The following is a 15,137-nucleotide window of genomic DNA, read 5'->3' on the forward strand; positions in this document are numbered from 1 at the left end:
TTATTCCATTGGATTTTGGTTAACGGTATTTTGTCGTGTAAAAGCCGTCTGAAAAATCAATCTTGCCAGCCGCCCAAATAGGAAACCAGCTCTTCCAACATGGTGCTGACGGATTCCGCCATCAGGATTTGCGAGGCGAAGGCAAGACTGGCGGCATCGTCGCCGTTGCTTTCGGCTTCTTCCTGCAATACGTCGAGGTATTGGATGCGCTTGAGTGTGAAGTCTTGAGTGAGGATAAAGGCGATTTGTTCACGCCAAACCAAACCGAGCTGGGTTACGGTCTTACCGTTTTTGACGTGTTGAACCACTTCGTCGGCGGTTAAATCTTGTTTGGATACTTTGACGATGGGAACAATATCGCCCGTACCTTTGAGTTCGCAATCGCTGTCTAATTCAAAACCGCCTTCGCAATGTCCTTGCAACAGCCAGCCGGTCATCAGGGAAGAGGGCGATTGCTTGGTATTCGGCAGTGAGGCTTCCAAACCGCCCAAGGCTTCGCGCAGCTTGGTCAGGATGTTTTCTGCTTTGGCGGAAGCCGCGTTATTGACGAGCAGGTAGCCGTGGCGGGTGTTAAACACCGCTTCTGTACGGCTGCTGCGGGTAAACGCCCGGGGTAGCAGGTCATCTGTAATTTGCTCTTTAAGTTCTTGTTTTTCTTTGCGGCCGACATTGCGGGCTTCATTGTTTTGGATTTCCGCTACCTTCTCTTCCAAAATATCGCGGATGACGCCGGCAGGCAGGACTTTTTCCTCTTTTTTCAGGGCGACGCGCAAGGTAAAGTCGGCAGGGAAAACGAGTTCGGGCGAAAAAGAAACCGGCGCGGTAAAGCCTTCGCTGAACCAGTCTAAGCCTTGGCAATGGGTAAATTCAGCTTCAGCAAGTTTGTCGGCAAGTACGTCCGCCTCAGGCAGCTTTTCTTTGTTGAGCGGATAAAAACTAATCTGCTTGAACCACATAATGTTTCCTGTTGTTTGAAATGTCGGGAATTATTTGCTGAATTGTTTTTTCACGCTGACTTTGGTTTTCTTTTTAAAACGGTTTTTCTCTTCCTTGCGGCCTTCGCGTTTCTCAATACGGTTGCTCAGGCTGACGCGGCGCAGCGGTTTTTTCTTCGGTTTGTCTTCTGCATTTTCATACGGGTTTTCCGAAACATTGTATTGAATTCTGAGCGGCGTACCTTGCAGATTGAAGGCTTTGCGGAAGGTCTGGGTCAGATAGCGCGTATAGCTGTCGGAAATCGCGTGCAGCGAATTGCCGTGTACCACAATTACGGGTGGGTTCATACCGCCTTGGTGGGCATAGCGCATTTTCGGACGCACCAAGCCTGCACGTGGCGGTTGCTGACGCTCGATCGCGCTTTGCAGGACGCGCGTGATTTTCGGCGTCGGCATCTTAATCATCGCTGCATTATAGGCAGCTTGAATGCTTTCAAACAAACCGTCTATACCGCGCTCTTTCAACGCGGAAATAAAGTGAAACTTAGCAAAATCAAGGAAATACAGTTTGCGGGAAATGTCGCGCTTCACTTGCTCGCGCCGCTCTTCGCTGATGCCGTCCCATTTGTTGACGGCAACTACCAAGGCACGGCCTGCTTCCAAAGCGAAACCTGCAATCGTCGCATCTTGGTCGGCGATGTCTTGTTGCGCGTCCAATACCAAGACGGCAACGTTTGCCGCCTCAACCGCCTGCATCGCTTTGATAACGGAGAACTTTTCCACCGCCTCATCCACTTTGCCACGACGGCGCACACCTGCGGTATCGATGATGGTAAACGGTTTGCCTTCACGTTCAAAATCGATGTGGATACTGTCGCGCGTAGTGCCTGCCATATCGAAGGCAATCACGCGCTCTTCGCCGAGGATAGCGTTTACCAGCGTAGATTTGCCGACGTTCGGACGGCCGATAACGGCAAAAACGGGATGTTTCGCCTCTTCCTCTTCTTTTTCAGGCTCAGGAAATTTTTCTAAAATTTCTTCAATCAGGTAATACACGCCATCGCCGTGCGCACCTGAAATAACATAAGGGTCGCCCAAAGCAAGTTCGTAGAACTCGGCGGCAAGCACGGCCCTATTGCCGCCCTCGCCTTTATTCACGGCCAAATAAACAGGACGCGGGCTTTGGCGCAAACGGTCGGCAATGATTTTATCTTGCGGCGTCAAACCGGTGCGGCCGTCCACCAAAAACACAACTGCATCGGCTTCATCAACAGCCTGCAAGGTTTGTTTTGCCATTTCGTGCAAAATGCCGCTGTCCACAACCGGCTCAAAACCGCCGGTATCGATGACCAAATAAGGTTTGCTGCCGACTTTGCCATGACCGTAATGGCGGTCTCGGGTCAGGCCTGGCAAGTCATGTACGAGCGCGTCTTTGGTGCGCGTCAAACGGTTGAATAAAGTAGATTTGCCGACATTGGGACGGCCGACAAGCGCGATGGTTGGTTTCATGATTGAGTCTTTCTGTGTCAAGTGCAGGCTTGGAGGAGCCTGAACACGAGCAGGTGTTCGTTGGAACACGGTAAATAGGTCCTTCACGGCAAGAGGCCATAAAGAGGGAGGGTAAAATGCCGTCTGATAAATAATGGACGGCATTTCAGACGGCATTTATTTCAGTGAATCGAGTTTCATTTGAACCAATTCGCGACCGACAGAATCTTGAGGCATTTTTTCCAAAGCCTGTCCGTAGTTTTTTAAGGCTTCCTGGCTTTTTCCCTGTGCGGCATAGACATCGCCTTTGGTTTCCATCAGCAGCGGGGTAAAGGCTGCGTCTACCGGCGTATCGAGTGCGGCAAGGGCGGCATCGTATTTTTTTTGTTGCAACAACACAACGCCCAGACGCTGCGCCGCCAACGCTTGAATCAGGCTGTCTTTTTGGTTGGACAACACCCATTTCAAATGGCCTTCGGCAACATCGTAACGGTGTGCGTCAAATTCGGTTGCCGCCGCCATCAGTGTGGCCTGTGCCGCGGAAATAGACTGGGGGTAGCTTTGTTGGAGTTTGGCCAATTCGGCATTGATTTCGTTTTGCGGGGCCTTGTTTTGCGCCTTTTCCACAATTTCAGCCAATATAGCAGCGGCTTCTTGATTTTGGGAAACTTTACGGTTTTGGTAAACCGTGTATCCCAAGTAGCCGAGTGCCGCCAAAATCAGCAGGGCAAACAGCCATTTGCCCGTGGTTTTCCAAAAATATTTGAAGTTGTCTAACTCTTGTTGTTCTTCGAGATGGGCTGCCATTTATGCGTTCTTCCATTGTTGTAAAGTAGGGGTTAAATCCTCGGCGGCGACGGTTTGTTGACCGTGTGCGCCGTTCATGTCTTTGAGCGTAACCGTACCGTTCGCCAGTTCGTCTTGCGCGACAATCAGGGCAAAGCGCGCGCCGCTGTTGTCGGCTTTTTTCATTTGTGCTTTCAGGCTCTGATAGCCGGAATGCTGCATTACATTGAAACCTTGAGCGCGTAAGGCTTGCGCGTATTTCATCACCTGCAAGTCCGCACCTTCGCCTTGGTGCATTGCATAGACATCAGGCGCGGCGTTCATTTCCAGCGAGCCGTATTCGCTTACCAAAAGCAGCAGCCGCTCGATACCCATCGCAAAGCCGATAGACGGCGCAGGTTTGCCGCCAAGTTCCTCAATCAAACCATCGTAACGGCCGCCGCCGCACACAGTCGCCTGCGCGCCGAGTTTGTCGGTCGTCCACTCAAAAACCGTCTGATTGTAGTAATCCAAACCGCGTACCAAGCGCGGATTTTCAATATATTGGATACCCAAACCGTCCAACATCGCCTTGAAGCGTGCATAGTGGTTTTGCGAAGCCTCGCCCAAGTAATCCACCAAACGCGGCGCGGCGTTGCAGATTTCCTGCAAATCAGGGTTTTTCGTATCTAAAACGCGCAAAGGATTGGTTTTCAGACGGCGTTTGCTGTCTTCATCCAATTTATCTTCATAACGGGTCAGATATTCAACCAATGCCGCACGGTGTGCCGCGCGTTCCTCACGGTTGCCCAAGCTGTTGATTTCTAAAGTCAGGTATTCGCGAATACCCAATTTTTCCCACAAGTCGGCAGACATCGCGATGATTTCCGCATCAATATCCGGCCCTTCAAAACCCAAAGCCTCGATGCCGACCTGATGGAACTGACGATAACGGCCTTTTTGCGGACGCTCGCGGCGGAACATCGGCCCCATATACCACAGCTTTTGCGGGCTGTTGTACAGAAGGTTGTGTTCGACCACCGCACGCAGACAAGACGCCGTACCTTCAGGACGCAGGCTTAAACTCAAAGAATCGTTTGAATCGGAAAAGGTGTACATTTCCTTGCCGACCACGTCGGTTTCCTCGCCGATGGAGCGGACAAACAAACCGGTTTGCTCGACAATCGGCGTACGGATTTGCTGATAACCGTAAGCGCGCGTCCAACGGTTTACCGTATCTTCAAACGCCTGCCAAAACGCAGCCGTCAGTTTGAAATCTTTTTGCCCGACAGGCAGAAGGTCGTTCATACCTTTGACGGATTGGATTTTTTGTGCCATTTCAAAAAGGGGGGTGCTGAAATCAAATGCGGGCGATTATAGCGGATTTTTAAGGGTTTGTGAGGTTGGGAACAAATCAAAAGGCCGTCTGAAAATCGGTTTTCGCATTCAGACGGCCTTCAATTTTAAACGGGTTTACCTTGCCGTTACCGTTTTGGTGGCGGCGATTTTTTCATCGGCGTAACGCACCACATCTTTGATGACTTGTTTTTGCACGGCGGAAATCAGGGTTTGCATATAAGCGTAGTCAGGTCCTCCGTCTTTTACAGGTAAATTAATCATCAGATTATCTGCATCTTTGGCGTAGAAATTCCGTCCATAGTGGAACTCTCCCGTATATGCCGCCTTATGGATGGCGGAAGTAATGAACAACACCGCCATTTTTTCCAATTCATCGGTATGCACGACTGCTACATGGTCGTCTGCGCCATATTCGTAATTACGGTATTTTGCCGAACCGAACATATCAATCGTAACTGTATTGGCTTTGAAACGGTGAACCGGATTACCGATAAAGGCGGAAATGCCCGTATCGGCTTCGCCAGCGGTAACAAACGGCAGGCTGCCTGAAACCCTGTCATCACTTTTTAAGCGTTTGCCGCGTGTGGCTTTTCCGAACAAATCGTGCAGATTGAACCTTCCCCACTGCTGTTGCCCAAAGTCCGCCAATGTCCGCTCTTCTTCCGTCGTCAGCGTGTAGTCTTTCAGCCCTGCGGCTGAAAGGTAGGCTTCCAGCTCGGCGGTACGCCGAGCTTCCAGCTCGGCTACGAAATTTTCCATAAAGTCAAGGTTTATTTGACCGTTTTTGACGGGGAGATGAATTTTTGTTGAACGCATCTCCTTTCTGTTGAATTTCGCTCCATAATCGTATTTTTTGGCTGTAGCAATTCTGCTTGCCGTGATGATTATATGTGCAATCGCCCTGTTGAATCTTGTTATTTTAGGCTTGGGGACAAAATGTTGAATATGCGAATAACCGATAAAGGCCTTCTCTTGATAAAACATTGTATCCGCACCAATCGTTGTATCGGAACAAGTTATCGTATTGCCTTTATTATTTGCCGGCAGCTTGGAAAACCCCATTACTCCGTTATCCACGGAAGAATTTGAAACCAAAGGTACAGTACCATTTGCCGAAATAATTTCTTCATTACTCAGCCGATAATATTTTGTCGGATTGATTTCAAACAAATCCCCAATCAAAAATTCCCCCCACTCAACCGATTCCAACATCTCGGTCAAGCGGGCATCTACTTTCCCAGCGTGTCGTTCTGTCCGCTTCCACGTTTTAACAAGTTGGAAACTTCCCAAGCCAAATAATCGCTGACTGTTTTTTTGAAATCGTCCAGCGTCGGACGGGTGTCTATCGGGGCGGTTTGGTTCCAGTCTGCGCCGTTTTCCGGGTCGATGGTGCCTTCATAGTATTCTTTTTCACTAAATATGTTGAGTTTCTTTTTGCCGAAACGCACCAGTTGCACCAGTTCTGCATAGCGTCCGCGCGCATTGCCCGTGTCTTTCAAATTGTTGCTGGCTTTTTTGCGGTTGGTGCGGGTGTAGCCGTCATTTGAAAAATCGATAAATTTAACGGTTTCGTCTTTCTCATGCGGTTCGCCTACTTTGAAAACATAAATATTGGTTTGCACGCTGGATTTACCAATAAATAAATCAAGAGGCATTTTTATGCTAGCAAGCAGAGTATTGTTTTGCAGAATCCGCCTGTTGATTTCACGGGCTTTTCCTGAGCCTGCGGAATTTTGGATGATGATGGCGGCGTAGCCTTTTTTCATCATGCCGAGGGCGCGTTCGACAAAGTTCATGCCGTTGCCGCTGGCGGAATACGGGGGATTGAGGATAAAGGCATCAGCGGGGAACGGATGGTCGGTTTTACCGAAACCGTATTTGCCGTCAAAATCGGCCAGCGAGTCTTTGTTTAAGATATTGGAGCTACCATCGCCCATCAGAATCATATTCAAAATGGCAAGCATATAGACGCTGGAAAGCAACTCTAAACCCAAAAGCTGTTCGGCTTTGATTTGGGCTTCTTTTTTGCGGAGTTCTTCGGGCGAGCTGATGCTGTTTTTGGCATCTATCAGCATTTCGTTCATGGCGGCGACCAAAAGCCCGGCCGAGCCTGTGGCGAAGTCCCAAACATAGGAATCTTTATTAACACGGGCGAGTTTGGCAAGTAATGTGGCGACATAAGACGGGGTCAGTACCACATCGTTGAGCCAATCTTGGGTGAAGCCCAGCCATGAGTACATTTCGTTAAAGAGCTTGCCGGTAAAATCGGTAGTCAGCCCGATTTTGTAGTAGATGCCCAAGTCATCGACAATTTTAGTAAAGACGCGTTTTAATTGGGTTTCGCCGCTCTGAACTTTGTTGATGTTTTCGGTTAGAAGGGTATTGGACAATGTACGTAAAATCATCTCTTTCTTTTCTTTGGGTAGGGCTTTTTCTTCCAAGAAAGACTCAATTTTACGCACAAGGATGTCGCCGTCGCGCCAGCCGCGTTCGTTTGATGATTTGAGGTCGGATTTTTCCAGCGGCGCAACTTTTCCGGGTATGCCGATGGTGGCGATGATGGCGGCGGCAACGAGATAGACACGGTCGTTTTCGCCTAGGCCTTTTTCGTTTTGGTAGATGTCGTTGTTGAGCTTGGTCAGGCTGGCATCGATTTCTTTTTCACGCTTTTCTTTGAGCCTGTCCAATTCTTCGGGCGTTAGCGAGAGTTCTTCGACTTGGCTGATGAAATCTTCAAAGTGTTCTGCTGCTAGAAATGAAAAGTCATTAAAATCACCGACACGTTGTCCTACGCCTAAATTGCTTTTAGACACATAATACACGCCGATTTTATAACGAATTTCTCCTTGCTCGTCTTTGTAGCCCGTCATGCCGACGGCGATGATGTCAGTGTAACTGGTATGGTGTAGTACGGCGTTGGCGTAATGTACCGCGCCGTTTACGGCATAGCCGTTGATGTTTTTGAAAATTGGCTCGTTTTTAGCGTTGCGGTTTTCGACATTACCATCAGCATCGAGTTTTTCCAGCTTGTCTTTATGACCTTTATATTCGATAAGCACGGGGTAGTAACGCCCGTTTTTACTACTTTGTAACAATAGCTTCACATCGGGACGGTTTCCGCCAATGCCACCATTTTTGGAATAATAGTCGTCTAAGGCTTTGTCGATTTCAGTATTTAGACTTGCTTGTTCAAGTCTATAATCGAGCTTGTAGGATTTCAGCCAGCCGTTGGCAAGGTCAGCGATATTGGGTTCAATGGATTTGTTGGATTTTTTGCTTGCTTGGGTCATTGGTTTTATCCGACATATGAAATGTGTAAACAACCGCTATGATAATATACTCGCCCCTTTCATGCTTAATTTATTCCTACTAAAGTCGTTTGAAAACCATCCTCAAAATTTCAAACAACCTTTGATTGGAATAGCTAATCTGTTTGCAATATCAAATCCGGAAAAGGTGTCGTTCCTATTCTTCCTGAGAAAATACAGTTTTCCTACTTTACAACAGGTTGTCCGTTATAAAAGATAGATTTCCACCTGCAACGAAAATGGTGATGAAAAGTGCAATATCGCGTCTATGGCAATCATAAAGGCCGTCTGAAAAGTTTGTGAAAAACAGTTACAATCCGCCGTATGAAAAAACGCAATAATCCTCTTCCGCTGTTGAACGGTGTCAAACCCAGTTATTTGGTGCTGCCGCATGAAAAGCAGTTTTACGGGCTGCCGCTGCTGCATTTTCTGTGCATCCGCTTTCCTTTTGTGGGCGCGGACAATTGGCGCAGGCGGTTGAACAGCGGTTTTGTGGTCGGTTCGGATGGCGTACCGTTTGATGAGAATACTTTATTCGAGCCCGGTAAGACGATGTTTTATTATCGGGAAACCAGCAGTGAGGATGAGCCGCGTATTCCGTTTGAAGAAAAGATTTTGCATATTGATAAACATTTGATTGTCGTGGACAAACCGCATTTTCTGCCCGTCATCCCCAGTGGGCGTTTTTTGAGGGAAACGCTGTTGACACGTCTGCGCCTGCGCCCTGAATTGCAGCATTTGAATGTTGAAGACATTACGCCGCTGCACCGCTTGGACAAGGATACGGCGGGTGTGATGTTGTTGTCGCACAATCCTGCCACGCGCGGAGCCTATCAGACGATGTTTCAAAACAAAACGGTATGGAAAACGTATGAGGCGGTTGCGCCAACAAGGACGGATTTGCCGTATCCGATTGATGTGGTTTCGCGTTTGGTAAGGGGTGAAAAATTTTTTACGACGCAAGAGGCGGAAGGCGAACCAAACGCACATACGACGGTTGAACTGATTGAAAACAGGGGGGAATTCAGCCTTTACCGCCTTACGCCGCATACCGGCAAGAAACACCAGTTGCGCGTGCATATGATGGGTTTGGGTATGCCGCTGTTGAATGACGCGCTCTATCCCGTGCCGTCTGAAGCGGGCAGCGAGGATTATCGGAAACCTTTGAAGCTATTGGCAAAAAAGATTGCGTTTGCAGATCCTTTGTCGGGTCGGGAAAGGGTGTTTTGCAGCGGGTTTTGCCTGTAATGAGAGGGAATGCAAACCCGTATCGGCAGATGCCGCCGATACGGGTTTTATATTATCGATGCCGTCTGAAAAGGGGCTTTATCCGTTCAGGCATACGGGCGCGAAGCGGAGGATGGTGTCGCGCAGGACGATGAGTTTGCCGTGAAAGAAATGCGTGGAACCGGCGATGGCAATGACGGGCAAATCTTGCAGTTCCGCCCATTTCAGTGCTTTTTCGATTTCGACGACTTCGTCTTCCGCGCCGTGTATCATCAGTGTTTTGGCAATATTGGGAACGGCGGACGGCTCGGGGCGGTCGGTATAGTGGCAGACTGCCGCGCCGATGAGCAGCAATAAATCGGGTATGCGTTCTTGTGCGGCAAATGTGGCGACATAGCCGCCGAAGGAGAAGCCGGATAAGGCAAATTCGGGGGCTTCGGGATGTTGGGCGCGGGCATAATCGATGACGGCGAGGCAGTCTTGCGTTTCGCCGCGTCCGTAATCGTGTTCGCCTTCGCTGTTGCCTACGCCGCGAAGGTTGGGAAGGTAGCAGTGGAATCCGAGTTTGCTCAATGCTTTGGCGGCGGTTTGGATAACTTTGTTGGTGTTCGTCCCGCCTTGGAGGGGGTTGGGATGATTGATGACGGCAACACCGCGTGCCGGTACTTGTTCGGACGGGATATGGATGGTTTCTAAAATGCCGGCCGGGCCGGGTATGTGTATGGTTTCGGGTTTCAGCATAATGGTTTCCTCTTGATTTTCCGCATATTCCGATGCAGCCGCGAAGATGGCGGCTTAAAGGTGGAAATGCTTGCCGTTGTTGGGGTTGGACGCTTTCAGGCCGGCGAGCATACGGTGGAAGTCCAATCCGTATGCGCTGCTCAGTTTGTCGGCACGTTTTTTGAGTTTGCCTATGTTTTGCTCTTTGGGGCTGCTTTGGAATGCCATTACCGCGACATTGCCGTGGCTTTCGGCAGGAAGTTCCAAGACGCGCCCTTCAAAGACGTTTAACAGGCGTTCGATAAAGTGTTGATAACGTTTGTCGCCGCCCCACCAGTTGGTAACGAAAATGCCGTCTGAAGAGAGCGCGTTGCGGCAGTCTCGGAAAAACGGTTCTTCAACCATCGCATCGATGATTTGTTCGCCGTCGAACCCGTCCACCAAAATCACATCGGTGTTGTGGCGGAAGACTTTGATGTACTCTGCACCGTCTGCTTCAATAATTTCAAATTTCTCGCCCTCGAAAGGCAGCTCGAACAGGCTGCGGGCAATGGCGATGACCTGCGGATTGATGTCCACGGCAGTTTGGCGCGTGTCGGGCAGGTAGGTATCTATCCAGCGTGCAAACGAGCCGCCACCCAAGCCGATTTGGGTGATATGTTGCGGCAGGCGTTCCGCAAACAGCAGCCAGCCCATCATCGCGCGGCTGTAAGAGAGCACCAGCTTGGACGGATGGTCGAGGTTCATCGAGCTTTGAACGGTGTCGCTGCCCAAGTGAAGCGAACGGATATTGCCTTCTTCGGAAATACCGACTTCGGGAAAGCCGGATTTTGCAGGACGGAGGCGGCGGTAGGGATGTCTTGCCATCGGTGTGAACGGTCAGTTTGAAAGGCGGATATTTTATCAGAATGCCGATGCTTGTTCTGTTTCAAATTAATTTTGTTTTAAATAAGATACTTAGTGTATTTTTATGAGGGGGTCGAACAAATTTCTTGCCAAAGTGTGAAGTTGCCTGCATAATTCGCTTTCTTTGCCGGTATAGCTCAGTTGGTAGAGCACCTGACTTGTAATCAGGGGGTCCCGAGTTCGACTCTTGGTGCCGGCACCATTTCTGCTGATGGTGTTGCAAAACATTTCAGTAAGCCGGTATAGCTCAGTTGGTAGAGCATCTGACTTGTAATCAGGGGGTCCCGAGTTCGACTCTTGGTGCCGGCACCAGATTTGACAGCCCAATTGTGTAAAACAGTCGGGCTGTTTTGCATTTGCGGCACGGTCGGTGGCAGGGCTGCGGGCATTTCACTATAATAGCCCGTTTCAAACTGAAAAGGCCGTCTGAAAAGGGCGGGGTAACAATATCTGATGATTACTGTGAACACACTGCAAAAAATGAAGGCGGCGGGCGAGAAAATCGCCATGCTGACCGCTTACGAATCCAGTTTTGCCGCGCTGATGGACGATGCCGGTGTGGAAATGCTGTTGGTTGGCGATTCTTTGGGTATGGCGGTTCAGGGGCGGAAATCGACGCTGCCGGTCAGCCTGCGCGATATGTGCTATCACACTGAATGTGTAGCACGCGGTGCAAAAAATGCGATGATTGTCAGTGATTTGCCGTTTGGTGCATATCAGCAGGGTAAGGAGCAGGCGTTTGCCGCCGCCGCCGAACTGATGGCGGCAGGAGCGCATATGGTCAAACTCGAAGGCGGCGTGTGGATGGCGGAAACGACTGAATTTCTGCAAATGCGCGGTATTCCGGTCTGTGCCCACATCGGTCTGACCCCGCAATCCGTGTTTGTCTTCGGCGGATATAAAGTTCAGGGGCGCGGAAGTAAGGCGCAGGCGTTGCTTAACGATGCCAAGGCGCATGACGATGCGGGGGGGGCGGTCGTGTTGATGGAGTGTGTTCCTGCGGAACTGGCAAAAAAGGTAACTGAATCCGTTTCTTGTCCGACCATCGGTATCGGTGCGGGTGTGGATTGCGACGGGCAGGTTTTGGTGATGCACGATATGCTCGGTATTTTTCCGGGCAAGACGGCGAAATTCGTCAAAAACTTTATGCACGGGCAAAGCAGCATTCAGGCGGCGGTTCGGGCGTATGTTGCCGAAGTCAAAGCCAAAACCTTCCCTGCTGCGGAACATATTTTTGCAGACTGAACAAGGTCTGCTGCCGATGCCGTCTGAATGCCGTTTCAGACGGCATTTTGTTTTGCCGTGCGCGGCGCGTATAATCGGCGCGTTTTGTCGGGCAGGAAGCCCGAAGGATAAGGATTACCGTTATGCAAATCATACATACCATTCGAGAACTGCGCGCGTGGCGTAAAAATGCGGGAAAGGTGGCATTTGTGCCGACCATGGGCAATCTGCATGAAGGGCATCTTGCCCTCGTTCGCGAAGCCAAAAAACGCGCCGACAACGTTGTTGTCAGCATATTCGTCAACCGCCTGCAATTCGGTCAGGGCGAGGATTTCGACAAATATCCGCGTACTTTGCAGCAGGATGCGGACAAACTTGCCGCCGAAGGCGTTGCCGTTGTTTTCGCGCCCGATGAGAAAGAACTCTATCCGAACGTGGAACAGCGTTACAACGTCGAACCGCCCCATCTGCAAAACGAATTGTGCGGCAAATTCCGCCCGGGGCATTTTCGCGGTGTGGCGACGGTGGTGTCCAAACTGTTCCATATCGTTTCCCCGGACATCGCCTGTTTTGGTAAGAAGGATTACCAGCAGCTCGCTGTGATTAAAGGTTTTGTCGAGGATTTGAATTTTGATGTTGAAATAGTGCCTGTCGATACAGGGCGCGCGGAAGACGGGTTAGCACTCTCCAGCCGCAACCAGTATTTGAGTGCGGCGGAACGTGCCGAAGCACCGCGCCTGTACCGCGAATTAAAGGCTGTTGCCGAATCCTTGGCGCAGGGCGGTTTGGATTATGCGGGTTTGGAAACACGCGCCGTCCAATCCCTGACGGAACACGGCTGGACGGTCGATTATGTCGAAATCCGCCGCGCCAATACGCTCGAAGTGGCTCGGGCGGGAGATAAGAAACTGGTGGTCTTGGCCGCCGCCCGTCTGGGGACGACGCGCCTGATTGACAATGTGGAAGTCGTCCTGCCTTAGCCCGTCGGAGTCGGGAATGCCGTCTGAAGCGGATTTGCGTTTCAGACGGCATTTTGCCGTCGGCTGTGCTTCGGAATCATGTCGAAAAATAGACGGAATGAAATAAATTTCTTTTTGTTCAATAAATTAAACTGTCAAACCAAATGATAAGGCAAGGATTGTCCTGCATCGTATGCAGGCAAACCGACGCAATCCCAAAATGCAGCCCTGCCTTCTGGCGGGTTTTGCAAATCTACAAACCGTTTGGCTTGTGATAAAGTGATGCCTTGTCTATAGGCTCAATATGCCGTCTGAAGGTTCGGACGGATGTCGGATAAAGGATGATTATGTTACCCGCCCGTTTCACCATTTTATCTGTGCTCTCGGCAGCCCTGCTTGCCGGACAGGTGTCCGCCGCCGGCAGGGATGCGGTTGATGTGAAGCCGCCGAAGGAAGTCGGAAAGGTTTTCAGAAAGCAGCAGCGTTACAGCGAGGAAGAAATCAAAAACGAACGCGCACGGCTTGCGGCAGTGGGCGAACGGGTCAACAGGGTGTTTACGCTGCTGGGCGGCGAAACCGCCTTGCAAAAGGGGCAGGCGGGAACGGCACTTGCCGCCTATATGCTGATGTTGGAGCGTACAAAATCCCCCGAAGTTGCCGAACGTGCCTTGGAAATGGCCGTGTCGCTGAATGCGTTTGAACAGGCTGAGATGATTTATCAGAAATGGCGGCAGATTGAGCCTATACCGGGTGAGGCGCAGAAACGGATGGCCTGGTTGCGGAGTGTGATGAAAGGAGAAGAAAATCAACGTTTGGACGGGCTGGAAGAGATATTGGCGCAGGCGGATGACGGGCAAAACCGCAGGATATTTTTGCTGCTGGCGCAAGCCGCCGTGCAGCAGGACGGATTGGCGAAAAAAGCATCGGAGGCCGTCCACCGCGCGGCGTTGAAATATGAACATCTGCCCGAAGCGGCGGTTGCCGATGTGGTGTTCAGCGTACAGGGACGCGAAAAGGAAAAGGCAATCGGCGCTTTGCAGCGTTTGGCGAAGCTCGATACGGAAATACTGCCCCTCACTTTAATGACGTTGCGTCTGACTGCACGCAAATATCCCGAAATACTCGACGGCTTTTTCGAGCAGACAGACACCCGAAACCTTTCGGCCGTCTGGCAGGAAATGGAAATTATGAATCTGGTTTCCCTGCACAGGCCGGATGATGCCTATGCGCGTCTGAACGTGCTGTTGGAACACAACCCGAATGCAGATCTGTATATTCAGGCGGCAATATTGGCGGCAAACCGGAAAGAAGATATTTCCGTTATCGACGGCTATGTCGAAAAGGCATACGGCAGGGGGACGGAGGAACAGCGGAGCAGGGCGGCAATGACGGCGGCGATGATGTATGCCGACCGCAGGGATTACGCCAAAGTCAGGCAGTGGCTGAAAAAAGTGTCCGCGCCGGAATATCTGTTCGACAAAGGCGTGCTGGCGGCTGCGGCGGCTGCCGAATTGGACGGTGCCAAACCCGCCTTGCGGCAGATCGGGAAGGTCAGGAAGCTGCCCGAACAGCAGGGGCGGTATTTTACGGCAGACAATTTGTCCAAAATACAGATGCTCGCCCTGTCGAAGCTGCCCGACAAACGGGAAGCCCTGATCGGGCTGAACAAGATCGTCGCCAAACTTTCGGCGGCGGGAAGTGCGGAACCTTTGGCGGAAGCATTGGCACAGCGTTCCATTTTTTACGAGCAGTCAGGCAAACGGGAAAAAATGATTGCCGACCTTGAAACCGCGCTCAAACTTACGCCCGATAATGCACAAATTATGAATAATCTGGGCTACAGCCTGCTGACCGATCCCAAGCGTTTGGACGAAGGTTTCGCCCTGCTTCAGACGGCATACCAAATCAACCCGGACGATACCGCCGTCAACGACAGCATAGGCTGGGCGTATTACCTGAAAGGCGACGCGGAAAGCGCGCTGCCGTATCTGCGGTATTCGTTTGAAAACGAGCCCGGGCCCGAAGTTGCCGCCCATCTGGGCGAGGTGTTGTGGGCATTGGGTGAACGCGATCAGGCGGTTGACGTGTGGACTCAGGCGGCACACCTTACGGGAGACAAGAAAATATGGCGCGAAACGCTCAAACGCTACGGAATCGCATTGCCCCAATCTTCCCGCAAACCCCGGAAATAATGCAGGCCTATCCTTTCAGACGGCATAAGGTTTGCCGGGAAGCTGCGGCATTCG

At 50.8% G+C, this 15,137-nt stretch carries 12 protein-coding genes and 2 tRNA genes; 6 read left to right on the forward strand and 8 right to left on the reverse strand.

Annotated elements, in window-relative coordinates:
• Positions 1 to 56: 56 nt before the first annotated feature.
• The 6 genes from Q9J80_RS01290 to Q9J80_RS01315 all read right to left on the reverse strand — a co-directional run bounded on the left by Q9J80_RS01290 (position 57) and on the right by Q9J80_RS01315 (position 7,837).
• Positions 57 to 956, reverse strand: coding sequence for a recombination-associated protein RdgC (locus tag Q9J80_RS01290; protein WP_250314142.1), 900 nt, complete (start codon positions 954 to 956; stop codon positions 57 to 59).
• A gap of 30 nt (positions 957 to 986) precedes the next feature.
• Positions 987 to 2,444 carry a ribosome biogenesis GTPase Der gene (der, locus tag Q9J80_RS01295; RefSeq protein ID WP_301673625.1) on the reverse strand — a complete coding sequence of 486 codons (1,458 nt, stop codon included), beginning with the start codon at positions 2,442 to 2,444 and terminating at the stop codon, positions 987 to 989.
• A 156-nt stretch (positions 2,445 to 2,600) separates the two neighbouring features.
• Complete coding sequence (locus Q9J80_RS01300; RefSeq protein WP_301673626.1) at positions 2,601 to 3,230, reverse strand: YfgM family protein; 630 nt, start codon at positions 3,228 to 3,230, stop codon at positions 2,601 to 2,603.
• Positions 3,231 to 4,526: a histidine--tRNA ligase gene (hisS, locus tag Q9J80_RS01305; protein WP_301673627.1), complete on the reverse strand. Its 1,296-nt coding sequence runs from the start codon at positions 4,524 to 4,526 to the stop codon at positions 3,231 to 3,233.
• A gap of 135 nt (positions 4,527 to 4,661) precedes the next feature.
• The gene (locus tag Q9J80_RS01310) at positions 4,662 to 5,759 is read right to left on the reverse strand and encodes a restriction endonuclease subunit S (RefSeq protein WP_301673750.1); all 1,098 of its coding nucleotides are present in this window, start codon (positions 5,757 to 5,759) and stop codon (positions 4,662 to 4,664) included.
• A 17-nt stretch (positions 5,760 to 5,776) separates the two neighbouring features.
• Positions 5,777 to 7,837, reverse strand: a complete 2,061-nt coding sequence (locus Q9J80_RS01315) for an HsdM family class I SAM-dependent methyltransferase (protein WP_301673628.1) — start codon at positions 7,835 to 7,837, stop codon at positions 5,777 to 5,779.
• A 342-nt stretch (positions 7,838 to 8,179) separates the two neighbouring features.
• Here Q9J80_RS01315 and Q9J80_RS01320 point away from each other — a divergent pair, with 342 nt between their 5' ends.
• Positions 8,180 to 9,103 carry an RluA family pseudouridine synthase gene (locus Q9J80_RS01320; protein ID WP_301673629.1) on the forward strand — a complete coding sequence of 308 codons (924 nt, stop codon included), beginning with the start codon at positions 8,180 to 8,182 and terminating at the stop codon, positions 9,101 to 9,103.
• A 78-nt stretch (positions 9,104 to 9,181) separates the two neighbouring features.
• Here Q9J80_RS01320 and Q9J80_RS01325 read toward each other — a convergent pair whose 3' ends face one another.
• A complete protein-coding gene (locus Q9J80_RS01325) occupies positions 9,182 to 9,823 on the reverse strand; it encodes an alpha/beta hydrolase (RefSeq protein WP_301673630.1) in 642 nt (213 codons plus the stop codon).
• Between the two features lie 54 nt (positions 9,824 to 9,877).
• Entirely contained in the window at positions 9,878 to 10,669 is a 792-nt protein-coding gene (locus Q9J80_RS01330) for a polyamine aminopropyltransferase (RefSeq protein WP_301673631.1), read from the reverse strand.
• 165 nt (positions 10,670 to 10,834) lie between these two features.
• On the opposite strand from Q9J80_RS01330, the gene Q9J80_RS01335 reads away from it, so the two are divergent.
• The 5 genes from Q9J80_RS01335 to Q9J80_RS01355 all read left to right on the forward strand — a co-directional run bounded on the left by Q9J80_RS01335 (position 10,835) and on the right by Q9J80_RS01355 (position 15,083).
• Positions 10,835 to 10,910 (forward strand) — tRNA-Thr (locus Q9J80_RS01335).
• Between the two features lie 34 nt (positions 10,911 to 10,944).
• Positions 10,945 to 11,020 (forward strand) — tRNA-Thr (locus tag Q9J80_RS01340).
• 141 nt (positions 11,021 to 11,161) lie between these two features.
• Positions 11,162 to 11,953: a 3-methyl-2-oxobutanoate hydroxymethyltransferase gene (gene panB / locus Q9J80_RS01345; RefSeq protein WP_301673632.1), complete on the forward strand. Its 792-nt coding sequence runs from the start codon at positions 11,162 to 11,164 to the stop codon at positions 11,951 to 11,953.
• A gap of 122 nt (positions 11,954 to 12,075) precedes the next feature.
• Entirely contained in the window at positions 12,076 to 12,912 is an 837-nt protein-coding gene (gene panC / locus Q9J80_RS01350) for a pantoate--beta-alanine ligase (RefSeq protein WP_301670150.1), read from the forward strand.
• Positions 12,913 to 13,238: 326 nt separating this feature from the next.
• Positions 13,239 to 15,083 carry a tetratricopeptide repeat protein gene (locus Q9J80_RS01355; protein ID WP_301673751.1) on the forward strand — a complete coding sequence of 615 codons (1,845 nt, stop codon included), beginning with the start codon at positions 13,239 to 13,241 and terminating at the stop codon, positions 15,081 to 15,083.
• Positions 15,084 to 15,137 lie beyond the last annotated feature (54 nt).

The organism is Neisseria blantyrii, from assembly GCF_962747855.1.
GTDB classification, from domain to species: domain Bacteria; phylum Pseudomonadota; class Gammaproteobacteria; order Burkholderiales; family Neisseriaceae; genus Neisseria; species Neisseria viridiae.

Excerpts from the sequence above, each read along its gene's own strand:
- Q9J80_RS01290 (WP_250314142.1), bottom strand. The coding sequence starts at position 956 with ATGTGGTTCAAGCAGATTAGTTTTTATCCGCTCAACAAAGAAAAGCTG.
- der (WP_301673625.1), bottom strand. The coding sequence starts at position 2,444 with ATGAAACCAACCATCGCGCTTGTCGGCCGTCCCAATGTCGGCAAATCT.
- Q9J80_RS01300 (WP_301673626.1), bottom strand. The coding sequence starts at position 3,230 with ATGGCAGCCCATCTCGAAGAACAACAAGAGTTAGACAACTTCAAATAT.
- hisS (WP_301673627.1), bottom strand. The coding sequence starts at position 4,526 with ATGGCACAAAAAATCCAATCCGTCAAAGGTATGAACGACCTTCTGCCT.
- Q9J80_RS01310 (WP_301673750.1), bottom strand. The coding sequence starts at position 5,759 with ATGTTGGAATCGGTTGAGTGGGGGGAATTTTTGATTGGGGATTTGTTT.
- Q9J80_RS01315 (WP_301673628.1), bottom strand. The coding sequence starts at position 7,837 with ATGACCCAAGCAAGCAAAAAATCCAACAAATCCATTGAACCCAATATC.
- Q9J80_RS01320 (WP_301673629.1), top strand. The coding sequence starts at position 8,180 with ATGAAAAAACGCAATAATCCTCTTCCGCTGTTGAACGGTGTCAAACCC.
- Q9J80_RS01325 (WP_301673630.1), bottom strand. The coding sequence starts at position 9,823 with ATGCTGAAACCCGAAACCATACACATACCCGGCCCGGCCGGCATTTTA.
- Q9J80_RS01330 (WP_301673631.1), bottom strand. The coding sequence starts at position 10,669 with ATGGCAAGACATCCCTACCGCCGCCTCCGTCCTGCAAAATCCGGCTTT.
- panB (WP_301673632.1), top strand. The coding sequence starts at position 11,162 with ATGATTACTGTGAACACACTGCAAAAAATGAAGGCGGCGGGCGAGAAA.
- panC (WP_301670150.1), top strand. The coding sequence starts at position 12,076 with ATGCAAATCATACATACCATTCGAGAACTGCGCGCGTGGCGTAAAAAT.
- Q9J80_RS01355 (WP_301673751.1), top strand. The coding sequence starts at position 13,239 with ATGTTACCCGCCCGTTTCACCATTTTATCTGTGCTCTCGGCAGCCCTG.